Origin of the sequence: Yoonia ponticola, assembly GCF_014199395.1 — a bacterium.
GTDB lineage: Bacteria > Pseudomonadota > Alphaproteobacteria > Rhodobacterales > Rhodobacteraceae > Yoonia > Yoonia ponticola.
The window spans coordinates 131627-154085 of record NZ_JACIJM010000001.1 but is presented as its reverse complement, the minus strand read 5'-3'; the positions used below and the strand labels follow the sequence as shown (position 1 = coordinate 154085).

Sequence of the window (22459 nt, the reverse complement as noted above, 5' to 3'; positions counted from 1 at the left end):
TTCCGCTATCAGCCCAAAGCCCATGCCACACCACAGGCCCTGACCTTCAAACGCAAAAGGCCCACCAATCTGGCGGGCCTTTCGTATACTTTAGATCAAAGAAATTAGTCTTTTTTCTTGTGCGGTGCCCAAAGACGCTTGTTCGTCAGGTAAAGCAGCACAGACAGGATCGCGAGGAAGATCACGCCGGTCAGACCAGCCTGCTTACGCGCCATCATCTTTGGTTCAGCCGTCCACATCAGGAATGCAGCGGTGTCTTCCGACATGGCTTGGATGTCGTTTGCATGGCCGTCGTTGAATTCAATCGCACCATCATACAGCGGCGGTGCCATCGCGATCCACGACCCTAGAACCATGTTGTGGCCTTCTTCGTCAACGCAGGATTCTGGGAAACCACCAACTGCAAATGCAGTGTTGTAGTAGCCTTCCATGTTTGCATCAGCGGCACATTCTGGCTCTTCTTCGTAGCCGCTGAGGATCGCTGTGATGTATTCAGCGCCACCCATACCGTACCAAAGTTGGTTCAAGCCAGTGCCCGCAGGTCCGTGAAAGCCAGCGCGTGATTTGGCCATCAAGGACAAGTCAGGTGCGCCAACGGACGTTACAGCAGGGAATTTGTCAGCTGGTGTCGCTGGACGAAAATCGCCTTCGCCATCGAACAAAGCCTGGTCAAACACTTCGTAGTATTCAGCGTATGCGAACACTTGGTCTTCGGGCAGCGCAGGGCCGCCTTCGTCGCCGAGTGTGCGGATCGCTACGTGCTCTAGACCGTGACATGCGGAACAGATTTCAGTGTAGATTTGCAAGCCGCGTTGCAACTGCATTTGGTCGAAAGCGCCAAACATACCGTCAAAAGAGAAATCCACGTCACTAATGTGGACGTCACCTTCTGCGGCGGCCTGTGTCCCCAGAAGGGACACAGCAGCAACGGCGGAAAGGGTGAGTTTACGGAACATAGTCATTGTGTCTTTCCTCACTCTGCCGGTTTCGCAGCAGCGGTGCTGCCTTTTGCCGGATAGTGCGCATTGAAGTCGTCTTCAATCGTTGCAGGCGGTGTGTCTGGTTTCTCGATCACGCCAAGAAGCGGCAGGATCACGAGGAAGTAGGCAAACCAATACGTCGAGGCGATCAATGAAATCCAGTCATACGGGAATTCTGTTGGACGCGCACCAACCCACATCAGCAGGATGAAATCGACGACAAGCAGGGCGAACCACCACTTGAACATCGGACGGTAACGGCCTGAACGGACAGACGATGTGTCCAACCAAGGCGCCAGCGCCATGACTGCAATCGCACCAAACATCGCCAGAACACCAAAGAATTTCGCATCAATGATGCCAAAGCTCAGGAATTGAACGATCTGAACAACCCAAACGTCCGCAGTAAAGGCCCGCAGGATCGCGTAGAACGGCAAGAAGTACCATTCAGGAACGATGTGCGCAGGTGTCGCAAGCGCGTTCGCAGGGATGTAGTTGTCTGGGTGACCAAGGTAGTTCGGCATGAAGCCCACAACCGCCATGAACACGACCAAGATCACGGCCAGCGCGAACAAGTCTTTGATCACAAAGTACGGCCAGAACGGCAGTGTGTCTTTCTTTGCGTCTTCTTTGGACGTGCGGCGCACTTCAACACCAGTTGGGTTGTTGTTGCCTGTGTGGTGGAACGCCCAGATGTGCAGGATCACGAGGCCAGCAATGATGAATGGCATCAGATAGTGCAGCGAGAAGAAGCGGTTCAACGCAGGTTGGCCAACAGCGCCAGCACCAAGCAACCACGTCTGAATGCTTTCACCGATGAACGGGATCGCACCAAACAGGCCGGTGATAACAGCAGTACCGTGGAACGACATTTGGCCCCATGGCAGAACGTAACCCATGAACGCAGTCCCCATCATCAGAAGATAGATGAGCATACCGATGATCCATGTGACTTCACGTGGGGCTTTATAAGAGCCGTAGTAAAGGCCACGGAAGATGTGGGCATAAACCGCAAGGAAGAACAGTGACGCGCCGTTCATGTGGAAATAACGGATCATATGGCCGCCGTTCACATCACGCATGATGTGCTCGATGGACGCAAACGCCATATCGACGTGTGGCGTGTAGTGCATCACAAGCACGATGCCTGTGATGATCTGCAACGCCAGTGTGAATGTCAGGACAATGCCCCAAATCCACATCCAGTTCAGGTTTTTCGGCGTCGGAGCCATGATCGTTGTGTAAAGCAGGCCGAGAATCGGCAGCCGTGCTTCCATACCTTTTTCAAGGTTGGTCTTTGGCTCGTAATGGTCGTGGGGAATGCCACTCATGGGGTTCTCTCCTTAACCGAGTTGAATTGTTGTGTCGTCCACGAAGGACGCGATAGGAACCGGCAGGTTGCGCGGCGCAGGACCACGACGAATACGGCCAGCCGTATCGTAGTGCGACCCGTGACATGGGCAGAACCAACCACCGAAATCACCAGCTTCGCCCAATGGGACGCAACCAAGGTGTGTACACACACCCATTTGCACCAACCACTGACCAGACTCGTCAAGCGCCCGGTTTTCATCGGTCGCTGGCACGTCGCCAAGGTTTTCGTTGTTCGCTTCGGAATCGGGCAAGCTGTCTACGTCAACAGCACGCGCTTCGGCGATTTCGTCTTCGGTACGGGACCGAATGAAAACCGGTTTACCTTGCCACAGAACAGTAATCTGTGTGCCAGGGTTAACTGCGCTGATATCGACGCGGATAGAGGCCAAAGCCAAAACATCGGCAGAGGGGTTCATCTGATTGACCAGTGGCCAGACAGCAGCGCCTGTAACAACTGCGCCCGCACCTGCGGTAGCGTAGTAGATAAAGTCGCGGCGTGTGCCCTGGTGTTCGTCTGCATGTGACACGGGGTGCATCTCCGGTTTAATGTTGCGGTTTTCCGCGCGAATAGGGGTGAAGCCCAAAGCATCGCCCATTGCGGCGGTGTTTAGACGGCAATTCCCTGCCAGTCCAGCGGACATTCGGGCGCAGGGGGTTATATAGGGTCTATGCGATACAGGTATCCAAGGTGTTAAGCTCCCTACTCCCCTGTATCATGCTACATCCAGTGCCAGACCGTCCAGCCCCCACTAAACCTGCCGGTTGTAGGCTTCGGTGCAACACAACCGATTCGACCGTCGGCGGAAACTAGCGAAATGTTGAACAAAACCACGGTTTTGGGCTGTTGCTGTGGTGATACCGAAGGTCTATATCTGGGACAACATTGCAACGTTGGACTCCCACGATGACCTTTATGCGCCTTATTCCATTGATGATCGCACTTTGCACCGCAAATGCGGCGTCAGCAGAGATCGAACTCAGCTTTTATGGCGGCATTCAAACGGCACCACCGTCTGACGTTAAGATTTCTGGCGATGACGTGATTCCCAGCAGCTCGTTCAATGTCGACTGGGAAGGCAAGTCGTTCGACGCCCCGCCCTACTATGGTATTCGTGTCACAAAATGGCAAAGTCCGTCGTTCGGCTATGGTCTCGATTTCTCGCACAACAAAGTTTACCCACAAGAAGGCGAATTGCCTGACGGGTACAGCCGCCTTGAATTCACCGACGGCCTGAACACGCTAACTGCAAACGCCTACTATCGGTGGCAGGACGTGGTTGGCGACATCACACCTTACGTCGGTGGCGGTATCGGCCTTGCCATTCCCCATGTCGAAGTCATCACCGAAGACAGCTCGACCTTGGGCTACCAAGTCACAGGGCCCGCCGCGACCATTATCGCGGGTGCCAGCATGCCGATCAACGATCGTTGGTCCGTGTTTGGGGAATACAAAGGAACGTATTCTGTGAACGACGGCGACCTTGATACAGGCGGCACAGTGTCCAGCGACATCTTCACCAACGCGCTCAACGTCGGTGTCAGCTTTAACTTCTAAGCCACACTAGAAACCGAACGGGATTCGCACTGCGATCTCCCGTTCGACGTTTTACGTACTCAGGCAGATGTTGCTTTCATGCTGTCGCGCTGCTTGAAAGCTTCGTGCCAAGCGGCAAGCGCGTCGTTCCCATTTCGCCAGTTCCGGGCATCGTGGCGCAAATCGACGTAAGACAAAGCACACGCCACCGCGATATGCGACATGTCTAACGGACCAGCCAAATGGCTCATCCAGCGGTTGTTCACAGCAGCAATCGCACGACTGGTTTTCTGCCACTGGGCCTCGACCCAATCGGCCGATTGTTCATTCTCAGGACGCAGACGGACCTCGTAAGCCATCGAAACAGCAGTCTCCATGATCCCGTCTGCTGTGGCCTCTAACGTCAAAGTCTCCCAAATGCGGGCCGCAGGATAGAACGCGCCGTCATTGGTGTCGTTCAAAAAGCGGGTAATCACGCGGCTATCATAGAGAGTCGCAGCATCATCTCGGACCAACGCAGGGATTTTACCCAGCGGATTGGCGGCAATCACACTGGCGTCGGATTGAAACGCAGTCGTCGTGACCTGCTGCTCTGTAATCGCATCGGTCAGGCCCATTTCATGAACCAGCACACGCACTTTGCGCACAAACGGCGAAGCCGCAGAAGAAATGAGTTTCATAACGTGTCCTTAAGGGAAATACGAAGGGGCGGCCCCCGGTTCCCAGATGGGACGTTTGACCATGATCACCTTAAAGCTGTCCGAGGTCTCGAAGGCTGTCAACCACCGGATCAGATGCGGCCAGTCCTGCGCGTTAAACCAATCGCGGTCCGTGTTGGCAAATTGGCGCACGAAAGGCAGGATCGCAGTGTCCACCATTTTCGGGGCATCGCCGAACAAATGAGGCTGGTTAACCAGACGGTCGTTCAACCCAAACAACACATCGGCCGCCTTTGCGCGATCCGCCGTCGCATCGCGATCAGGAAAGCGCACCGCGTATTTCGTGTGATCCAACGCCCGCTTGAACGGGCCATCATTCGTGTCGATCATCGCATATCCCTCAGCTGGCATATCAAGCCAGCCATGCGGATCATTCTGCGCGAGCGCCCAGAGCATGATGTCGCGAGATTCTTCAATCACCTCTGTCCCCGTGTTCAAAACCGGAACCGTGGCTTTTGGGCTAACGTCAGTCATCTCTGCGGGTTTGTCCTTGAGCAGAATATCCCGCAGGTCCATTTTCACGCCCGTATACAAAATCGTCAGTCGCGCCCGCATGGCGTAGGGGCAGCGGCGAAATGACCAGAGGACAGGTGTTTGGGACATATGTTGCCTGAGTTGTTATGGCGAAATGAAGGGGCGGTTGCGTTCAAGCCGTGAGCTGGGTGGCGGTGGAACCGGTGATTTTGGTGGTCACGATCTGGCTTTCGGGTTGATCAGTTTCAAAGGTGACTTCGGCAAATTGTTGCGTCCGGCCCATGCGGGGATTTTCCATCAGGATGTGATGGGTCAGGCCGATCTGGTTTTGCAGGTGGGTTTGCACGGCCGTGTCACCAGCAGCACGAAGTTGTGCGGCGCGGGATTTAATCAGTTTCCCATTCACCGCAGGCATGCGCGCAGCGGGCGTTCCCTCGCGGGCGGAATAGGGAAAGACGTGCAGCCATGTGAGGTTACAGTCTTTGACCAGCGCCAGCGAGTTGGCGAACATCGCGTCGGTTTCTGTCGGGAAGCCAGCAATGATATCAGCGCCGTATGTCATGTCAGGACGCAGCTTGCTGGCCTGCTCGGTAAAGGCGATCGCGTCGTCGCGCAGGTGCCGCCGCTTCATCCGTTTCAAGATCATATCGTCGCCGTGTTGCAGGCTTAGGTGCAGATGCGGCATCAGGCGCTGTTCGGTCGCAATGGCTTGCATCAGGTTTTCGTCAACTTCGATGCTGTCAATCGAACTGATCCGCAGGCGTGGCAAATCAGGGATCAGCTTTAGGATGCGCATCACCAGATCGCCCAGCTTTGGCGTGGATGGCAAATCAGCACCCCAAGAGGTCAGATCGACGCCAGTCAAGACGACTTCGTTATAGCCCTTTTGCACGAGCCGCTTGATCTGATCGACCACGACACCCGCAGGCACAGATCGCGAATTCCCACGACCGTAGGGAATAATGCAGAACGTACAGCGGTGGTCACACCCGTTTTGCACCTGCACATAAGCGCGACTGCGCGTGCCAAATCCGTCGATCAAGTGGCCAGCCGTTTCCGTCACCGACATGATATCATCGACTTGCACGGGTTCCGTCATCCCGATCAAATCAGGCGCCATCTGCGTCCACGTCGCAGGGTCCATCTTTTCAGTGTTGCCCAGCACCACGTCGACTTCGCCCATGTCTGAAAACGTCTTGGGTTCGGTTTGCGCGGCACATCCGGTCACGATGATTTTGGCGTTTGGATTGGCGCGGCGTTGCTTACGGATGTCCTGCTTCGCTTTGCGCACGGCTTCTGCGGTCACGGCACAGGTGTTCACGATAATCGCATTCTCGACGCCAGCACGGGTCGCGAGATCTTTCATCGCTTCGGTCTCGTAGGCGTTCAATCGGCAGCCGTGGTTCGAGAAAATCGGAGCTTTAGACATACCAAACACCATCAAATACGTGGGCCGTCGGGCCAGTCATCCAAACGCCATCATCGCGCCAGTCAATATGTAGCGTGCCACCATCCAGATCGATGCGGACTTTACGACCCGTCAGCCCCTTGCGGGCAGCAGTCACGGCAGTTGCACAGGACGACGAACCAGAGGCTTGCGTGATCCCCACGCCCCGTTCCCAGACGCGCATACGGATATGGTCGGGACCAATGACGCTCGCGAATTGGACATTTGTGCGTTCGGGATAAAGCGGATGATGTTCGATTTCAGCACCGCGGACGGCCAGATCAACAGCTTCAGCATCATCAACAAAGAACGTGCAGTGCGGATTGCCCATGCCAGTGGCCGCAGGCGCACCCTCTATCGGTAAGGCAAGCGTGTCCACGTCGTGCGATAGCGGCACCGCGTCCCAGTTCAGTTGCGGGTGCCCCATGTTCACCGACGCCATCCCGTCCTGATCCACGGCCTGCAACACACCCCGATCCGTCGTGATCGTCAGCGTATCGCGCTGCAGCGCGTCCATCATATGGCGGGCAATGCAGCGGGTCGCGTTGCCACACGCCCCGGCCTGAGACCCGTCAGCATTCCAAAACGTCAAATGCACATCGGCATCAGACGAATCACTGAGCACCGCAAGTTGGTCATACCCCACCCCACGATGCCGATCCGCGATACGAATCGCCAAAGCGGCATCAATGCGCGGCGTAATCCCCCGTTCATCAACAACAACAAAGTCATTTCCCAGTCCGTGCATCTTCATGAACGGAATTTTTGTTAAGTTTTTTTGGCTCATATAAGGGCATATAGAGAAGGTTTGCAGAGTTATCCAGATGTTGGCAATTTTAGGGTTGACCCTGCGGGCAGGTCTTTCTAGAAGCCCCCCAGTGGGCCGTTAGCTCAGTTGGTAGAGCAACTGACTTTTAATCAGTAGGTCGATGGTTCGAACCCATCACGGCTCACCACTTTCTCTCTTAAATCCGTGATATTTCAGGGTCTTCAACCTTACGATCAGCCGTCGCTCGTCTGCGTTCAGTCGTTCGCGCGAACGAAACCTCATAAAAACCGAAAAACCTCACAAACATCCGCCAGACCGATCAAAATCCGTTGACGGTCACCGCTGCCCCAAACCTCTCCCACCAAATTAGTATCGATACTATTTGACCGAATCCATAAATATCGACATTTATAAAGGTGAGACTAATAAATCTGGGAGGATTTGTGATGAACTTTAAGGGTATGACCACCTCGGCGCTGGCTTTGGCCTTCATCGGGCTTGGCGCGGGGGCGCAGGCGGCGTCTTGTGTTGAGGTGACGCTGACTGGCACGCAAGGCGGCCCGCCTGTTTTTGGCGGTCTGGCGGGATCAGGCACCTTGGTCAGTTACGGCACCGAGGAAAATAACTGCCGCGACGTGCTTTTGCAGTTCGATACGGGGCGCGGCACGAACCAGCAGCTATCTAAAATCGGCCTGTCGTCGGCGGCGTTAGATGCCGTGTTTTTCACCCACATTCACTCGGACCATTCCGAAGGGCTTGCCGATCTGATGCAAGTCCGCTGGCATTTCAACTCGGATGGCCCAAAAGTTGATCTGGTTTGTCACGAAGACGCTACCTCTGACGACGGCCACACGATGAGCTGCGATAAATTCGCGGCACATATCGGCGATGCTCTCATCGAATCCGGTGAAATGGCGCAACGCCTTGCCGAAAATCCCAGCCGCCTCGCGGGTGGCCCATCGGATTTGCTGGATGTCACAACCTTTGGCGCATCGACAGAGCCTCAAACCGTCTGGCAGAAAGGCGACGTGACCGTCTCGGCGATCTCTAGCCGCCATATCGCAGGTCACGCGTCCTTTAGGGTCGATACGCCCGCTGGTAGCGTGGTCATCGGCGGCGATGCAGGCAACGACAGCCCTGCCCCGCCGCGCGATTCGTCCACGTCGGCACAGGTCGAACTGCTGTCAAAAGACGCGGATGTGCTGGTGCATTCGGTCATCCACCCTGTGATGGGGCCCGACGGTGACACGGGATTTCCGCCGCCGATCTACTACCGCCAGTCTACGGCGACTGATCTGGGGGCACTCGCGGTGCGGGCTGGTGTGGATAATCTAATGTATACGCACATGATCCCACCACTGGGCGCACCACGTCAGGGGCCATATCCGCTGCCCGCGCCATTGACCGAGGCTGACTACGAGACTGCAGCGCGTGACGGTGGCTTTGAAGGGAATGTCGTCGTTGGCACCGATCTGGCAACGCTGCGTCTGGTCGCTGAATAGAGCAACGCGCAACTGTCTGTTGAAAATTCCGAAGGGGCGGCTTTCACAAGCAGCCCCTTTTCGCGTCGCACAACCGCTCACGCTGCCACAAATACACCCGCGCAGATCGCCGCGACAAAACGTGAAGCACATCACCGATAACCTATGTTCAGTCCTGCAATAATCCGCGATAAGCACGAGAACGAAACGCCAACATCCCCACAATCTTCGCCACGCACGCAAAGGTATTCCCTATGAAAAACGCAGACCAAGACACGGTAAAGATACATTATATTTGCCAAACTTACGTGGAGAAACCGTCAAAACGCGGCGGACAACCGGACCTGAAAATCGACAAAACCTTCACATACTCCACAGCATCCGAAGCGCAAAACAGAGCCGAACGCGAAGCACAGCACGAAAACTGCGCGGGCGCTGACGCCTACATCATCACCGAAGACCTGAACAGCGGCGAGTTAGAGCCACCAAACTTCCTCGTGCGACTAGGCAACGTGCCGGAATTTGATGATTTTTAAATGGTTGCTGGCAGTCCTTCGCAAGGAACACAAAAGCCAAAAGGCGCGATTAAATCGCGGCCATCGGAAATGACGCGGCACCTCACAGTGCGTTTTTAAATACTCGGCGGAAGTAGGCTCACATTGATCTTGCTGGCGGAACGGATTTCATAATTGAGAGTTTGGATTTCATAACTTCACATCTGGAGAATTCCAAAATGAAAACCATGGCAGACGCGTTCCACCACACACTCAAAGACATCTATTATGCCGAAAACGCATTAACCAAGGCGATGCCTAAGATGATCGACGCCGTTGATGATGATGACATCAAGTCAGCGTTCGAGGATCACCTGAAAGAAACCAAAGAGCACGTCAAACTGCTTAAAAAAGTATTCGCGACGATCGACCAGCCAGCCGAGGGCGAAAAATGCGACGCCATTGAGGGCCTGATCAAAGAAACTGAAGGCATTATCAAAGAGGCCAGCGGTAAAGCCTTGGGCATGTGCCTGATCGGGGCTGCTCAGGCCGTGGAGCATTACGAAATCGCGCGTTACGGAACGCTGCGCCAGTGGGCGAAGCAGCTTAAGAACGAGGAAGCTCACGATTTGCTTTCGCAAATTCTTGACATGGAAAAAGCGGCGAATGCTAAACTAACCGGAATTGCAGTCTCCGGCGCGTAAAGCTGCCAGCGATTTATATTTTCGGCGTCGAAGGGTTGGGTAGGCAATATGCCTGCCCAACCTTTGATGCTTGAAACAAGGTGCAACCAATGCCTGTTCGGCAACCCGCGCGTATCAATTTTCCGACCAAAATTGCTGTAACGGTCACGATAGATTTGAGGTCACATGTACGATCCGTTCAAAAAAGCGCGTGCGCGGTCGCGGCAGAAAATCCGTAGGGCTACAGTTACCGCGCTGACCAACGCATGGGGATCGACCTTCACGCCCGCTAAACCAAAGCCCAAAAAGTCAGCCGTGAAGTCGGCGAAGCCTTCTACAGCGCGTTCACAGAAGGCAAAAGGCGCGTCGCAGGTCAAACCCAACTCAAAGATTCCAGCGACGTCGCAATCACGCGCCGTTGTTCCACGCGGGGCATCATTCAACACCGAGACGTACCAATGCGACTTTGGCGCGCGCTCATACATGCTTTATGTGCCAAAGGCTGCTGCGACGGCGACCGGACCGATGCCTCTTATCGTGATGTTGCACGGCTGTGGACAATCATCGCGCGACTTCGCCCGTGGCACGGGTATGAATACACTGGCCGAAGAATTCGGGTTTGTCGTGCTCTACCCCGAGCAAGCTCGTGAAGCGCACAATCATCTTTGCTGGAATTGGTATCGCGCTGCCGACCAGCAACGCGGCGCCGGAGAACCTGCACTGATTGCGAACCTGACCCGACAGATTATTGATGAACAGAAAATTGACCCCGCCAAAGTGTATGTATCCGGCTTGTCAGCGGGTGGGTCTGCGGCGCTTACACTTGCAGTTGAATACCCAGACATATTTGCTGCGGTCGGTGTCCACTCGGGCTTGGGTTTCGGTGCTGCTCTCGATGCGAAATCAGCCCCCAGAGCAATGCAATTTGGCGCCACGGGGCGACGCCACACCGCCCAAATGCCGACGATTGTTTTCCACGGGGATGCGGACAAAGTTGTTAATCCCCGCAATGGTCGATTTATCGCAATGCGGGCTGTAGAGCCCTACAGCAATCTCGAAAAATTAGAAAAGTCAGGACAGGTTGTCGGCGGGCGCGAATTTGTGCGCACGGTTCACCGCGTTGGCCGATCTCGCCCATATGTCGAAGAATGGGTCGTAGTTAAATCGGGCCACGCATGGTCCGGCGGCCATGCCGCAGGAAGCTATACCGACCCCAAAGGTCCAGACGCATCGCGAGAAATGGTACGTTTTTTCTTGAAACATCGCACAACTAAAAAACACAGGGCCGACGTTGGCGATCCTGTACGGTGATCAACTCTGCACTGTCCCAATTGATACCTTTTATACAGACAAAAAGGGAATTTGCTGCTCGTTTACTTGCCTTAACTCACAGGTTTGGAACGTTTCCTTCAACTATGCGTTACGAAAAGAGACCTAGTGCGGGGAATTTCATCGGTTGATGCAGGTAAGCTTCGCAGCTCAGCAAGCCCGCTATCCAACCTCTTAAACAGACAGGAGGCCGTTTATGTTTTTCGACAACGCCGTAATCGACGCGATTGTAAAAGGCTCGCTCTTGAGTAGCATCGGGCTGTTTTGGGTTGTTCTGCTCGTACGGTTAGTCGGACTGCGATCTTTTTCAAAAATGACAAATTTTGATTTTGTGGTGACAGTTGCCACAGGGTCTTTGCTCGCTGGTGCTTCACAATCTGAAACATGGACTGGATTATTGCAAACCATGGCCGCGATGCTGACGCTCTTTGCTGTGCAATATTATGTGTCAGTTATTCGCAGGCGACAAAAATGGTTCGATGAGCTTGTACAGAACACACCCGTTCTTTTGATGAAGGACGGTGAAATTTTATATGATGCGCTACGAGCAACCCGCGTCGCCGAAGAAGACCTCATTGCTAAGCTGCGTGAAGCAAATGCTCTCGATCTATCAAAGGTCCGTGCTGCGGTCCTTGAGACCACTGGCGATGTGTCTGTTCTTCATGGCGACGCGGTTGATGCGGACCTCTTTAAGGGGGTTAAATTGTCGTAGATACCCTATTTCTGGGTCATTTCGTGGGCGCTACTGCCCGTGCAGCCGTCGGCGTCGCATCCCCTGTAGCGGCCTACGGCAGGACATGGGATTAGAGAGATTTTCTACTTTTTCGCAGACATACCCGCACAGGTATCGCGCGCGACATACTCGCGCAACAAAGCGACGCGCCGAGGTCTAAAGGAAACCCCGCTGAGGCAGGCAGTTTCAATTCCAGACGCATGAAAGACACGCCAGTCCTGACGCAAGCAACACCAAACCAACACCATCAATGTGCGGTCCGAATAACTGATGCCAAGCGGCCAGATCTCGCGTTCAGTGACTTGGCCCTTAAGGTCGCGATACCGCACATTCAGCGCCAGTTCCTCCCAGCAAGCACGACGCAACAGCGCAATGTCCACGGAAAATTCCAGCCGCGCTGGCGTCGAACGGAAGCTGCGTAAGACGGTGTGCATGGCTTGACGCGATTGCCCGTCAGCAAGCGTGGCGATGATCCGCGCGAGGGCGGATCGACCTGCGGCCTCCAACGCCGCGTCACCGGTTTGGGACAAGTCACTGACGGCAAGGACAAGCGCTTCGATCTCCAGCTGCGAAAAGCTTTGCGGTGGTAATGCGGGATCTTCGGTCAACCGGTATCCGACCCCAGCCTCGCCATCAATCAACGCGCCACCAGCGCGTAATGTAGCGATGTCGCGATAGAGCTGACGCCGCGACACGCCCGTCTCATCCGCCAGCCGCGCGGCGGTGACGGGTGCCGGCAAGCGGCGCAGCGCATCCATCAGGCGCATAAGGCGATCGGTTCTGGCCATGCTGACGCAATCTGTCAGCAGGTGTCGGATAAGACAAGGCATGACACAACTTCAGGATACACTCATGCCGACACTTTATCATTCCCAGAACTCCCGCTCGACGTCGATCCTTCTTTTGATCGAAGAGATGGGCATCACCGACCAGATCGACGTGATCGACGTCACGGTTGCGCGACAAGATGGCAGCGGAGGTGCAGACGCACGCAACCCCCACCCCGAAAAGAAAGTGCCTTACCTGACCGACGGCGACGATCATGTGCGCGAGCGCGGTGCAATCGTCGCTTATCTGACAGATATGTTCCCAGAAGCTGGGATGGGTCGCCCCGTCGGACACCCGCAACGCGGCCAATTCCTAAGCTGGTTGTTCTATTACCAAGGCGTGATGGAACCCGTCCTGGTTCTCGATTGGGCCAAGATCGACCATCCTGCACTGCATGCAACATTCCGCGATATGGATGCAGTTATTGGGTGCCTGAGCAAAGCACTGTATCAGCCATACCTGCTCGGACAAGAATACTCCGCAGTTGATCTGCTGCTTTCAAGCCCGTTCCAATGGCTACCCGATGCAGCGCCCCAGCAACCATCCATCCAAGCCTGGCTAAAGCGTTGCGCCAACCGTCCAGCGATGGCGGCAGTCATGAAACGGGAAACGGCAGGGTTGGTAGAGTAAATAGCAATTGCAGCACCTACGAATAGCATCACGAGGCGAGGCGCGCATTCTGGGTGGGCCTCACTTTGCTGAGCTTGGCAATGGGGTGAACCCATTGCCAAGCTATTCCCGAACACATTGGTGGAAAGCAGCCCCGCGTGTTTCTAATCCCCGCGGCTAATCCTGATTAAGCACCCGTCTCGCGGTCGTCCGCGATCCCGCTAAGTTCGCCGGATGTTTCCTGCGCGTCGTCGCCGTCATGGCGGCCTGCGTCACCTTCCAGTGTGCCTTCACTGCGCACTGCGTCTTTCATCTCCGGAGGCAGTTCGCGGGCGAGGTCTGCGACCGGTGGGTCGTCACGATCGACAGATTCCCTGCGAATGTCACGCTTTTCACCGGGGATCACGACCGTGAGGTCCTCGGTTTCGGCTGTCGATTCAGGCTGTGTGCTGTCAGTGGTTTTATCGGCCATTGTAGTCTCCTTTTGCTGACTAAACGCCTGCCAAAGGGAATGGTTCATTCTTAAACTCTGGCTTGGCAGTGCGCCGCCTATTCTTCAGAATGAGTTTACCATTCGAGGACCACGAATGCTGTCCACTTTGGACTTGTCGCGGTTTGATGCCGATCAAACAGCTTAACGACGCGACATATCTCAGCGGCCCCCTGATCCACATCCTTGGTAAGCGAACAAACCTTCCCTACTTCACATAAAAAGGCCGCCGAAGTGATCGAAATCACTCCAACGGCCAACCTTTGTCTGCATAATGGAAAACGAAACTACCAAAACGGTCAATTTATGACTGTCGTTTAGGGAGAAAAAGGAAAAGGCTTCTCAAAGCCTGCATCCTACCTGATTCGAAGAATCGAAAAACTATTTCGATTCAAATAGTTAAAAAACAACTTTCTTGGGCTCAAAAAGCAATAGTCTGCGCAAAAAAGCAAAAGCGTGCGCAAAGCTTAACTCAATAAAAATACCATACATTTCAAGGTACTAATCACACCTTAAAAGTTAGCCCACAAGAAGTTCGTTATAGAAAATCGCCCATTCTTTCTTCCTTCAGTAAACAAATCGGCATGCAGGTCGATCTCAAATGACAGTTGCTCTTTTTGTGCTGGCCCATCTGTCGGCATATTTCATGATACAAAGTGACCTGGAGATAGACTGCGATGACACAACAAAGGGCCGATGAACTCTATTATATATGACCTTTAATCGTTTCTCGTTGGTTACGCCGGGTAGATCCAACTTGACTTCCGAAACGGCCATACAAATCAAACGAGTGCGTGCGCCAGATTGACGGAAGCTGACACGCCATCAACCAGTACCGCATTTGATTTCAACGCCAGTTCCGGTTTTAGCCGCGCCATGCCCGCGCAGCCTAGGACCAGCGCATGTGCGCCTGCGTTTTTCCCGACTGTGATCGTCTCGAGCAGCCGTTGGGTCACGTGGGCGCCGCCCGCTTCGACCTCAAGGACAGGCAAGCCCGATGCAAATACACCAGCGCAGGCCATCTGGTGACCGTAGGTCATGACGTTGTCTTCGATCACAGGCACCGAAACGGCCAATGTTGTGACCACGCCAAACCGCCCGCCGTATAAAGCGGCGATAGCCATGCCCGCCTGCCCTATACCGATCACCGGACAATGAGCAGCCGCGTGTAATGCGTCCAATCCGGTATCATCAAAGCATCCGATGACGATGACATCAGCCTTTTCCGCTTTGGCGGAGGGCAATAGATCCATCAGACCGCTAATGGCCCGTTCCCCATCTTCAGGCCCCTGAATAGCGGCAGGGCCTGAGTGGTTGGTCCAGCCCAAAATATCGACATCCGCAGCCGCCGTTTTCGCAACGGACACAATGCTGTCGGTCATCGCTTCTGTCGCATTCGGATTGAGAAATAATATGCGCATCAAGTGACCTTTGCACGGGCATATGTCGCCCAGTCTTGAAGGATTTTGGCGGCATCGGCGCTGAGGTGCTGTACTGCAGGCATGCGGCGGGTCTCGACGGCATGACCACATTCGTGGGTTAACAAATCGACATCAACCGGAAACCGAGCCGCTTCTGGGAGATCAGCAATCGCATCGCCCGCCTGCCCCATATCTGCCGCGTAATACAATGCGGCAATTCCTGCGATATTCATTGCAGCTACGCAAAGCGCACAGGGCTCGCAGCTTGAATACAACGCGCACCCTCGTAAATCGACGGTCCCCAGATTGCGACACGCGTCGCGGATCGCTTCGGTTTCCCCGTGCGAGGTCGGATCATGGTTCATGACGGATCGGTTGATCCCCTCGCCCACAATTTGACCGTCTTTGACAATGACAGCGCCAAACGGTTCCGTGCCCGGTGTCGTGATCGCCGTTGCCGAAATTTCAATCGCACGCCGCAGGAAGCTTTCGTTATACATCTGATGGTCCTTCCAGTTTTGTTTCAGCCGCGAAACAGGCCACCCGACGGTTATGCACCTCGACCTTTCGTTCTGGGCGTTCGACCTTGCATCGGTCAAACGCAATCGGGCACCGCGGATGGAAGGTGCAACCTTTTGGTGGCGATACAGGTGATGGCACCTCGCCGCCCATCGGACTGCGGTCGCGTTTCGGGGCCTCAAGATCGGGAATAGTTTCCAGCAAAAGCTGCGTATAAGGATGCAGCGGATTCGCGAAGAGATCCGCCGTGGGCTGGATTTCGACGATCCGCCCAAGATACATCACCGCGATGACATCGGCCATATGGCGCACGACGCTCAGATCGTGGCTGATAAAGAGATAGGTCAGCTCCATCTCCTTTTGGAGCTTCTTCATCAAGTTCAATACTTGCGCTTGAACCGACACGTCTAGTGCCGAGGTAGGCTCGTCACAGACAAGGAATTCCGGTTCTCCCGCAAGTGCGCGGGCGATGGAAATACGCTGGCGTTGGCCACCTGAAAACTCGTGCGGAAATTTAACACGGTCAGCGGCAGCAAGACCTACTGTCTCTAGCAACTCATCTACGCGCGCTGACACAATATCGTCGGGCGTGTCTGGTTTAAGCGTGCGCAACGGCTCTGCAATGATCCGACCGACCCGCCAGCGTGGGTTCAGGCTGGCAAATGGGTCTTGGAAAATCATCTGCAATCTATCGCGGTCTCCGTGGAACCTGATCTTGCCGCCAGATGGCGCGTGCAGGCCTGTCACCAGTTTTGCGACCGTGCTTTTGCCACAGCCGGATTCCCCGACAAGCGCCAGCGTCTGTCCACGTTGGATCACGAAATCAATACCATCCACCGCGCGTAGCGTCTGAATTGGCTTGCGCTCGATCATACGGTTGAGCCACGGAGCGGAGACGTCAAAACGACGTTCCAACGCGTCAACTTCAAGAATAGCGTTTGATCGAATGCTCATGCGGGTGCTCCTTGTGTGGCCAACCAACAGGCGACGCCGCCAGCTGCACCGTTGATCCGAGGCATGTCAGCACGGCATTGCGCCGTGGCGTGATCGCAGCGCGGGTTAAAGGCGCAGCCTGGCGGGATTGCGTTCAAGCGCGGCATCGACCCAGGGATCATCTGCAATTCCTCCACCTCGTTCTGAAGCGACGGGATCGAGCCCATCAGCCCGCGCGTATAAGGATGCTGCGGGCGACGGACGACGTCGTCCACGTCACCAACTTCGGCCAAACGTCCCGCATACATCACAGCCACGCGGTCTGCAGTTTCGGCAATCACGCCCATATCGTGGGTGACCAACATCACCGCCGTGCCGCGCTCGCGACACAGCCGTTTGAGCAAGGCTGTGATTTGGGCTTGGATAGACACATCCAGCGCGGTTGTCGGCTCGTCTGCGACAATCAATTCCGGCTCACCACTGAGCGCCAACGCAATCACGATCCGCTGGCGCATCCCGCCAGAAAACTGGTGCGGATAATTGTCGATCCGTTCATCAACGGCCGGAATGCCGACTTCGCGCATCAACTCTTTGGCCCGTTCGCGCGCTTGGGATTTATCCAGTTGGGTATGCAACCGGATCGTTTCCACCAGTTGATCGCCCACCTTGAAAAGCGGGTTCAGCGATGTCAGCGGGTCTTGGAAAATTGCCCCGATGCGACGGCCACGAATGGTCTGCATCGCTTTGTCATCCAAAGTATCAATACGATCCCCAGACAGGTGTATCGACCCTGCAGCAATCCGGCCCGGAGGTTCCAACAGGCCGAGAATTGCCATGCCTGTCATCGACTTACCTGCACCAGACTCGCCCACCATACCCAAAATTTCGCCACGGCGGATTTGCAGAGATACGTCATCCACTGCGGTTAACGTGCCTTTGCGTGTGGGGAATTCGACGCGCAGATTGCGCACGTCTAGAACGATGTCGTTCATCAGGCGTTCCTTTCATAGCTGGGGCGGAAGATACGCGACACAGGCGGATGACCTGCTGTGCGTTCGGGGTATTTGGCAATGACGCCGTCGAACTGATCCTGGGCGCGTTGCGCGTCAGCGGCGGCATCCACATCGGGTATGCGCCAGTCTGCCATCACATGACGTCCGTCGATCCAGACATCACGCACATCGCGCCCTGCACATGACGTCATCAGTGTCTGAACGGGGTCCGGCGTTTGCAGCGTTTCGCTGAGGTTCACGACAGCAATATCGGCCTTGGCACCAACCGCAAGGCGCCCCAAATCGTCGCGATTCAGCGCGTTTGCACCGCCTAGCGTGGCTGCATCAAACATTGCCTCAGACCGGACCGCATCCATCCCATCTCGCATACGTGCGGTCATCATGCCGATCTGCATATTCAGGATCATATCGGCGGGAAACGTGTCAGTGCCCAATCCAATATTGATGCCTTTGTCACGGCATTTGGCAAAGCTGTTCAGCCCCCCACCGTGCCGCGCTGACACAAGCGGGCAATGCACCAGCGTCGCACCAGAATGTGCGATAAGATCAAATTCGGCGTCCACCGCCTGTGTGCCATGTGGCAGCAACCAATTGCTTTGCAAAACACCGATCCGGTCAAGCCATTCAATCGACGCGCAATCATGCTGTTCGCGAACGAGGCGCAACTCAACTGGCGACTGACTGCAATGCAAGCGGACGGGTGCGCCCATCTCTGCGGCGATTGTCGCTGTCCGCTGCAAGAGCGTGTCGGTGCAGGTCTCAATCCGGTCCGGTGCAAACATCGCCCGCACGAGTCCCCCCGCCGTCCCATCAATCCGTGCTGCAAATTCAGCCGCGTCGCTTAATCCGGCAAGGCCGCGATCCTCATTGAAAACCGCACGAATGTTGCCATCGCCATCGGTGACTTGACCGCCGCTGCGATACGCTGGCCCCAGATACACACGCAACCCAAGGTCTTTTGCAGCAGTGGCAGCCGCGTCGAATTCCTGAACTGTTTCGCCCCATTCGCGGTAGAAGAGCGACGCAATCGGCAGTGCGGTGGTGATCCCGTTGCGGATCAACTGCGCAAAAGCATGTCGTTTTTGAAACGCAAGCTCATCGGGCGCATACATCTCGTAGGGGCCGCGCTTGATATAGCTCTCGGGCCAAACACGCCCCTTTTGCCACGCAGGACTGTTGTCATAGCCAAGGATCGTCGTATCCAGATCCGACAACGCATCAAGATCAACAAACCCAGGTGAAATGACGGCCTGCCCGTAATCAAAACGGCTTTCCACGGCGCCGTCATACGCAGTGCCGACATACAGGATTGTGCTGCCTTCGATCACAACCACGCCGTCCTCAAACACGACATGTTTACCATTCATGTGGCCAATGACCCATCGGGCCGTCAGAAGTGTGCGTTTGGCCATCAAGGGGCCTCAATCACGCAAGCACCGTCGCGGGCGATGACTTTGCCTGCCTTCAGCACCAGCTTGCGAGGCGCATGGGTCACAACTGCCTCGGCCAGTGTCGCGCCTTCGACGAGAACGCAATCAGCTACGCATCCGACGTCTAATCCGTAGCCTTTTAGGCCCATAATCGCGGCACCACCAAAGGTGCAAATATCCAACGCCAATTCGACCTCGTCGTCGCGCCGCAAGTTATTGCGCATCCCGATGTGCATCGCTTTTTCCAGCATGTCGGAATTGCCATACGGGGCCCAAGTGTCACGAATACCGTCACAGCCAGCGCCAGTCAGAATGCCATATTCTTTCAGCTCCTTGACGGCCGGGACAGGTGCCGACGCCGGTGCCGTTGTTAAAATGTGGATCTGGTTCTCGGCCAGCTTTTCTTGGAGACCCGCGACATACCCGCGATCTACAGCACCAAGACAGAACGCATGACTAATCGCAACTTTGCCCTGCATGCCAAGCGCAATCGTCCTGTCGATGATTTCCTCCATCGAGAACCAGCCCAACGCATCGCGCTCGTGCAGGTGGATATCAATCGGCTTGCCGTGTTTTTCAGCCAAGCCAAATACCGCATCCAGATGGCCTTTGGGGTCATGTTCCATGCCGCAAGGATCAATGCCGCCCACCAGTTCTGCGCCCAATTTCAGGGCTTCATCCATCATCTCGACGGTGCCCGGACGGGTCATCATGCCCGACTGCGGGAAGGCGACAATCTCGATATCAATCATACCCGCCAGCTTTTCACGGGTCGCCATCACGCCTTCGACACCTGCTAGACCGTGGTGGGTATCCACATCCACGTGGCTGCGAATATGGGTGCAGCCATGCGATATCGCGAGAATAGCGTGCCGTTCACTTTGCACCTGCGGATCAAGGCCAAGTGCGACTTTCACTTCGCGTTCATTGTCGATCTTATCAATCAGGCGCGGCCCGACTTCGTTGCGATACCAGTCCATGCCCAGCAGTGATTTATCAAGATGCGTATGCGCCTCGATCAAGCCGGGGATCAGAATGCGCCCGCCGCAATCGATGACTTCGGCACCCTCTGGCGCAGTGGCAGAAAAACGACCATCAACGATATTCAGGTCAGTCAGTTCACCGCCCATCGGACGCAGGTTTTTCAGGATCAATGTTGTCATTTTATTCTACCGAAGTTTGGGGTTGAGAGCGTCGCGCAGCCAGTCACCAATCATGTTGACGGACAAAACGATTAGGCAAAGTTGGATCGACGGAAACACCACAATCCACCACAGGCCCGAGAACAGATATTGGTTACCGATGCGGATCAATGTGCCGAGGCTGGGTTGATCCGGCGGCATGCCCACACCGAGAAAGGACAACGTCGCCTCGGACAAAATAGCCAACCCAAAGTTAAGCGTGGCCGCGACCATGATCGGTGTCATGCAGTTGGGCAGAATATGGTTCAACATGATCCGCCACGACTTGACCCTGATCAGTTTCGCCGCTTGGACATATTCTTTTTTGGCTTCAACCATCGCAGAGGCCCTCACCGTGCGCGCATATTGCACCCACGACGGCACCGCGATCGCAAAGATCAGGATCGGTGCCGCGAGCACGTCTTTTAGACCCGTCGGCAGTGACGCTGACGCCACCGCAGTGATCAAAATCGCAATCAGGATAAATGGCATCGACAAAAGCACGTCGCCGATCCGCATGATGATGTTATCAGCCCATCCACCGAAATAACCCGCGATCAAACCAAGGGCCAAACCAACGGACAAGGCCAAGATCACCGAGGCAAACCCGATAATCAGTGAAATTCGCGACCCGTAGAGAATGGCTGATAGAATATCGCGCCCCTGCGTGTCGGTGCCCAGCAGATAAGGCCACTGCCCTTGCGCGTCCCAGATCGGTGGTATCTCAGAATTCCACAGCTCTAGCGCGCCTAGGTCATAGGGGTTCTGGGGGCTGATGAACGGCGCGAGAAAGGCCGTGATCGTGACAAACGCCAGCAGTGCCGCCGCAAAAATGGCAGAGGGGTGCGACCAGAACGAAAACCACAGATCGCTTTCGCGCAGCTTGGTCAATCGTGACGGCTTTTGTGGGATCAGCGGTGACGCAGTGCCGCCTTTAGTGATGTCGGATGTATTTTTCATTGGAACCTCGGGATCAACCATTTGCACCACCCGCACGGGCCGCGTCATCGCGCAAGCGCGGATCGACCCACGCATAGGTGATATCGACCAGCGTATTCAGCGCGACGAAAATGAACGAAACGATCATCAGATAGGCCGCCATCACCGGAATATCGACGAAGGTCACCGCTTGGATAAAAAGCAGGCCCATGCCCGGCCATTGGAAGACGGTCTCGGTCACGAGCGCAAACGCGATCAGATTTCCGATCTGCATCCCTGTCAGTGTAATTACAGGCATCAAACAATTGCGCAGCGCGTGACGCCATTGAACGCGCCGGATCGGCACACCACGGGCGCGGGCGAATTTGATGTAATCGGCGCGCAGGGTTTCGAGCATCTCGGCCCGCACTAACCGCATCACAAGCGTGATTTGAAAAGTCGACAACGACAACGACGGCAGGATAAGGGCCATGCGACCAGACGGTGTCAGCAGTCCGGTAGACCACCACCCGATGTCGACGGTGTCGCCCCGCCCAAAGGCGGGCAACCACCCCAATGATACCGAAAATGCCAAAATGAGCAGGATGCCAACTACGAAACTTGGTAAAGACACGCCGATAATAGACCCTAGCTGGAGTATATTGGCCAAACGTGAGTCGCGATGGACAGCAGTTAAGACCCCGAGCGGAATGCCCACCACAAGTGAAATCACAGTCGCAACTAGAACCAGCTCGAATGTCGCAGGAAACCTGTCCTTGATCAGAACCATCACATCTTGTTGGTTTCTGTAGGAAATCCCGAAATCACCCTGCACGGCGTTGGTCACAAACCGCGTATATTGCGTGACAAAGCCATCGTTCAGACCAAGCCGCTCGCGCAATTCAATGCGGTCCTGTTGCGTCGCTTGTTCGTTCACCATCATCTCGACGGGATCACCGAAGAACCGGAAGATCACAAAGGCCAGCAGTGCGACCGCCAACATGACAAAGGCGGCGTTCGCGGTGCGTTTAATCAAAAATGCAATCATAGCTGTCTTTCAGATGGCAAAGGGCAAGGAAAAAAGCGCCGGGCCCGAAACA

General features: G+C 55.2%; 25 protein-coding genes and 1 tRNA gene. 8 read left to right on the top strand and 18 right to left on the bottom strand.

Features of this window, described 5'->3' with window-relative positions; genetic code table 11:
- Window positions 1–104: 104 nt before the first annotated feature.
- From FHS72_RS00760 to petA, 3 genes are read right to left on the bottom strand one after another with little or no spacing between them, the layout of a single operon-like run.
- Complete coding sequence (locus FHS72_RS00760; RefSeq protein ID WP_183524070.1) at window positions 105–962, bottom strand: cytochrome c1; 858 nt, start codon at window positions 960–962, stop codon at window positions 105–107.
- Between the two features lie 11 nt (window positions 963–973).
- Window positions 974–2311 carry a cytochrome b gene (gene petB, locus FHS72_RS00755; protein ID WP_183524067.1) on the bottom strand — a complete coding sequence of 446 codons (1338 nt, stop codon included), beginning with the start codon at window positions 2309–2311 and terminating at the stop codon, window positions 974–976.
- A gap of 12 nt (window positions 2312–2323) precedes the next feature.
- Entirely contained in the window at window positions 2324–2881 is a 558-nt protein-coding gene (gene petA / locus FHS72_RS00750; RefSeq protein ID WP_183525270.1) for a ubiquinol-cytochrome c reductase iron-sulfur subunit, read from the bottom strand.
- A 377-nt stretch (window positions 2882–3258) separates the two neighbouring features.
- Between petA and FHS72_RS00745 the strand changes: the two genes are divergently transcribed.
- On the top strand, window positions 3259–3909 hold the full coding sequence (locus FHS72_RS00745; protein WP_183524064.1) for an outer membrane protein: 651 nt from the start codon (window positions 3259–3261) through the stop codon (window positions 3907–3909).
- Window positions 3910–3968: 59 nt separating this feature from the next.
- Here the strand turns inward: FHS72_RS00745 and FHS72_RS00740 are convergent, their stop codons facing one another.
- From FHS72_RS00740 to dapF, 4 genes are read right to left on the bottom strand one after another with little or no spacing between them, the layout of a single operon-like run.
- Window positions 3969–4568 carry a glutathione S-transferase gene (locus FHS72_RS00740; protein WP_183524061.1) on the bottom strand — a complete coding sequence of 200 codons (600 nt, stop codon included), beginning with the start codon at window positions 4566–4568 and terminating at the stop codon, window positions 3969–3971.
- Between the two features lie 9 nt (window positions 4569–4577).
- On the bottom strand, window positions 4578–5210 hold the full coding sequence (locus tag FHS72_RS00735) for a glutathione S-transferase (RefSeq protein WP_183524058.1): 633 nt from the start codon (window positions 5208–5210) through the stop codon (window positions 4578–4580).
- Between the two features lie 43 nt (window positions 5211–5253).
- Complete coding sequence (gene mtaB, locus FHS72_RS00730) at window positions 5254–6510, bottom strand: tRNA (N(6)-L-threonylcarbamoyladenosine(37)-C(2))-methylthiotransferase MtaB (RefSeq protein ID WP_425511100.1); 1257 nt, start codon at window positions 6508–6510, stop codon at window positions 5254–5256.
- A complete protein-coding gene (gene dapF, locus FHS72_RS00725; protein ID WP_425511099.1) occupies window positions 6503–7282 on the bottom strand; it encodes a diaminopimelate epimerase in 780 nt (259 codons plus the stop codon). The genes mtaB and dapF overlap by 8 nt, the downstream gene beginning before the upstream one ends.
- A 126-nt stretch (window positions 7283–7408) precedes the next feature.
- On the opposite strand from dapF, the gene FHS72_RS00720 reads away from it, so the two are divergent.
- From FHS72_RS00720 to FHS72_RS00705, 4 genes are all read left to right on the top strand, one after another.
- Window positions 7409–7484, top strand: a tRNA-Lys gene (locus FHS72_RS00720).
- Between the two features lie 259 nt (window positions 7485–7743).
- Complete coding sequence (locus FHS72_RS00715; RefSeq protein ID WP_183524049.1) at window positions 7744–8799, top strand: MBL fold metallo-hydrolase; 1056 nt, start codon at window positions 7744–7746, stop codon at window positions 8797–8799.
- 233 nt (window positions 8800–9032) lie between these two features.
- Window positions 9033–9314, top strand: a complete 282-nt coding sequence (locus FHS72_RS00710; RefSeq protein WP_183524046.1) for a hypothetical protein — start codon at window positions 9033–9035, stop codon at window positions 9312–9314.
- Between the two features lie 197 nt (window positions 9315–9511).
- Window positions 9512–9976, top strand: a complete 465-nt coding sequence (locus tag FHS72_RS00705) for a YciE/YciF ferroxidase family protein (RefSeq protein ID WP_183524043.1) — start codon at window positions 9512–9514, stop codon at window positions 9974–9976.
- 161 nt (window positions 9977–10137) lie between these two features.
- Here FHS72_RS00705 and FHS72_RS18430 read toward each other — a convergent pair whose 3' ends face one another.
- Window positions 10138–10440 carry a hypothetical protein gene (locus FHS72_RS18430; protein WP_246414411.1) on the bottom strand — a complete coding sequence of 101 codons (303 nt, stop codon included), beginning with the start codon at window positions 10438–10440 and terminating at the stop codon, window positions 10138–10140.
- On the opposite strand from FHS72_RS18430, the gene FHS72_RS00700 reads away from it, so the two are divergent.
- Together FHS72_RS00700 and FHS72_RS00695 are read left to right on the top strand one after the other, a co-directional pair.
- Entirely contained in the window at window positions 10439–11266 is an 828-nt protein-coding gene (locus FHS72_RS00700) for an extracellular catalytic domain type 1 short-chain-length polyhydroxyalkanoate depolymerase (protein ID WP_246414408.1), read from the top strand. The genes FHS72_RS18430 and FHS72_RS00700 overlap by 2 nt on opposite strands.
- A gap of 214 nt (window positions 11267–11480) precedes the next feature.
- On the top strand, window positions 11481–11996 hold the full coding sequence (locus tag FHS72_RS00695; RefSeq protein WP_183524037.1) for a DUF421 domain-containing protein: 516 nt from the start codon (window positions 11481–11483) through the stop codon (window positions 11994–11996).
- A gap of 104 nt (window positions 11997–12100) precedes the next feature.
- On the opposite strand, the gene FHS72_RS00690 is transcribed toward FHS72_RS00695, so the two are convergent.
- Window positions 12101–12805, bottom strand: coding sequence for a helix-turn-helix transcriptional regulator (locus FHS72_RS00690; protein WP_183524034.1), 705 nt, complete (start codon window positions 12803–12805; stop codon window positions 12101–12103).
- A 40-nt stretch (window positions 12806–12845) separates the two neighbouring features.
- On the opposite strand from FHS72_RS00690, the gene FHS72_RS00685 reads away from it, so the two are divergent.
- Window positions 12846–13475: a glutathione S-transferase family protein gene (locus FHS72_RS00685; protein ID WP_343042613.1), complete on the top strand. Its 630-nt coding sequence runs from the start codon at window positions 12846–12848 to the stop codon at window positions 13473–13475.
- A gap of 166 nt (window positions 13476–13641) precedes the next feature.
- Here the strand turns inward: FHS72_RS00685 and FHS72_RS00680 are convergent, their stop codons facing one another.
- The 9 genes from FHS72_RS00680 to FHS72_RS00640 form a co-directional block, all read right to left on the bottom strand.
- On the bottom strand, window positions 13642–13926 hold the full coding sequence (locus FHS72_RS00680) for a hypothetical protein (RefSeq protein ID WP_183524032.1): 285 nt from the start codon (window positions 13924–13926) through the stop codon (window positions 13642–13644).
- An 800-nt stretch (window positions 13927–14726) separates the two neighbouring features.
- A complete protein-coding gene (locus FHS72_RS00675) occupies window positions 14727–15365 on the bottom strand; it encodes an aspartate/glutamate racemase family protein (protein ID WP_183524029.1) in 639 nt (212 codons plus the stop codon).
- Window positions 15365–15865 (bottom strand): nucleoside deaminase, encoded by a 501-nt coding sequence (locus FHS72_RS00670; RefSeq protein ID WP_183524026.1) that lies wholly within the window; start codon window positions 15863–15865, stop codon window positions 15365–15367. The genes FHS72_RS00675 and FHS72_RS00670 overlap by 1 nt, the downstream gene beginning before the upstream one ends.
- Complete coding sequence (locus tag FHS72_RS00665; protein ID WP_183524023.1) at window positions 15858–16838, bottom strand: ABC transporter ATP-binding protein; 981 nt, start codon at window positions 16836–16838, stop codon at window positions 15858–15860. Before FHS72_RS00665 ends, FHS72_RS00670 begins: the two co-directional genes overlap by 8 nt.
- The gene (locus FHS72_RS00660) at window positions 16835–17809 is read right to left on the bottom strand and encodes an ABC transporter ATP-binding protein (RefSeq protein WP_183524021.1); all 975 of its coding nucleotides are present in this window, start codon (window positions 17807–17809) and stop codon (window positions 16835–16837) included. The genes FHS72_RS00665 and FHS72_RS00660 overlap by 4 nt, the downstream gene beginning before the upstream one ends.
- Window positions 17809–19242, bottom strand: a complete 1434-nt coding sequence (locus FHS72_RS00655) for a chlorohydrolase family protein (RefSeq protein ID WP_183524018.1) — start codon at window positions 19240–19242, stop codon at window positions 17809–17811. Before FHS72_RS00655 ends, FHS72_RS00660 begins: the two co-directional genes overlap by 1 nt.
- Entirely contained in the window at window positions 19242–20423 is a 1182-nt protein-coding gene (locus FHS72_RS00650; protein ID WP_183524015.1) for an amidohydrolase family protein, read from the bottom strand. Before FHS72_RS00650 ends, FHS72_RS00655 begins: the two co-directional genes overlap by 1 nt.
- Before the next feature lie 6 nt (window positions 20424–20429).
- Window positions 20430–21401: an ABC transporter permease gene (locus tag FHS72_RS00645; RefSeq protein ID WP_183524012.1), complete on the bottom strand. Its 972-nt coding sequence runs from the start codon at window positions 21399–21401 to the stop codon at window positions 20430–20432.
- A gap of 13 nt (window positions 21402–21414) precedes the next feature.
- Window positions 21415–22407: an ABC transporter permease gene (locus FHS72_RS00640; protein ID WP_183524009.1), complete on the bottom strand. Its 993-nt coding sequence runs from the start codon at window positions 22405–22407 to the stop codon at window positions 21415–21417.
- Between the last annotated feature and the right edge of the window lie 52 nt (window positions 22408–22459).

Coding starts and splice junctions, on each gene's coding strand:
- mtaB (WP_425511100.1), bottom strand. CDS start 6,510: ATGTCTAAAGCTCCGATTTTCTCGAACCACGGCTGCCGATTGAACGCC.
- FHS72_RS00660 (WP_183524021.1), bottom strand. CDS start 17,809: ATGAACGACATCGTTCTAGACGTGCGCAATCTGCGCGTCGAATTCCCC.
- FHS72_RS00695 (WP_183524037.1), top strand. CDS start 11,481: ATGTTTTTCGACAACGCCGTAATCGACGCGATTGTAAAAGGCTCGCTC.
- FHS72_RS00760 (WP_183524070.1), bottom strand. CDS start 962: ATGACTATGTTCCGTAAACTCACCCTTTCCGCCGTTGCTGCTGTGTCC.
- FHS72_RS00650 (WP_183524015.1), bottom strand. CDS start 20,423: ATGACAACATTGATCCTGAAAAACCTGCGTCCGATGGGCGGTGAACTG.
- FHS72_RS18430 (WP_246414411.1), bottom strand. CDS start 10,440: ATGTATGAGCGCGCGCCAAAGTCGCATTGGTACGTCTCGGTGTTGAAT.
- FHS72_RS00735 (WP_183524058.1), bottom strand. CDS start 5,210: ATGTCCCAAACACCTGTCCTCTGGTCATTTCGCCGCTGCCCCTACGCC.
- FHS72_RS00645 (WP_183524012.1), bottom strand. CDS start 21,401: ATGAAAAATACATCCGACATCACTAAAGGCGGCACTGCGTCACCGCTG.
- FHS72_RS00740 (WP_183524061.1), bottom strand. CDS start 4,568: ATGAAACTCATTTCTTCTGCGGCTTCGCCGTTTGTGCGCAAAGTGCGT.
- FHS72_RS00680 (WP_183524032.1), bottom strand. CDS start 13,926: ATGGCCGATAAAACCACTGACAGCACACAGCCTGAATCGACAGCCGAA.
- FHS72_RS00640 (WP_183524009.1), bottom strand. CDS start 22,407: ATGATTGCATTTTTGATTAAACGCACCGCGAACGCCGCCTTTGTCATG.
- FHS72_RS00745 (WP_183524064.1), top strand. CDS start 3,259: ATGACCTTTATGCGCCTTATTCCATTGATGATCGCACTTTGCACCGCA.
- FHS72_RS00705 (WP_183524043.1), top strand. CDS start 9,512: ATGAAAACCATGGCAGACGCGTTCCACCACACACTCAAAGACATCTAT.
- FHS72_RS00685 (WP_343042613.1), top strand. CDS start 12,846: ATGACACAACTTCAGGATACACTCATGCCGACACTTTATCATTCCCAG.
- dapF (WP_425511099.1), bottom strand. CDS start 7,282: ATGAAGATGCACGGACTGGGAAATGACTTTGTTGTTGTTGATGAACGG.
- petB (WP_183524067.1), bottom strand. CDS start 2,311: ATGAGTGGCATTCCCCACGACCATTACGAGCCAAAGACCAACCTTGAA.
- FHS72_RS00690 (WP_183524034.1), bottom strand. CDS start 12,805: ATGGCCAGAACCGATCGCCTTATGCGCCTGATGGATGCGCTGCGCCGC.
- FHS72_RS00655 (WP_183524018.1), bottom strand. CDS start 19,242: ATGGCCAAACGCACACTTCTGACGGCCCGATGGGTCATTGGCCACATG.
- FHS72_RS00665 (WP_183524023.1), bottom strand. CDS start 16,838: ATGAGCATTCGATCAAACGCTATTCTTGAAGTTGACGCGTTGGAACGT.
- FHS72_RS00710 (WP_183524046.1), top strand. CDS start 9,033: ATGAAAAACGCAGACCAAGACACGGTAAAGATACATTATATTTGCCAA.
- FHS72_RS00700 (WP_246414408.1), top strand. CDS start 10,439: ATGCTTTATGTGCCAAAGGCTGCTGCGACGGCGACCGGACCGATGCCT.
- FHS72_RS00675 (WP_183524029.1), bottom strand. CDS start 15,365: ATGCGCATATTATTTCTCAATCCGAATGCGACAGAAGCGATGACCGAC.
- FHS72_RS00715 (WP_183524049.1), top strand. CDS start 7,744: ATGAACTTTAAGGGTATGACCACCTCGGCGCTGGCTTTGGCCTTCATC.
- FHS72_RS00670 (WP_183524026.1), bottom strand. CDS start 15,865: ATGTATAACGAAAGCTTCCTGCGGCGTGCGATTGAAATTTCGGCAACG.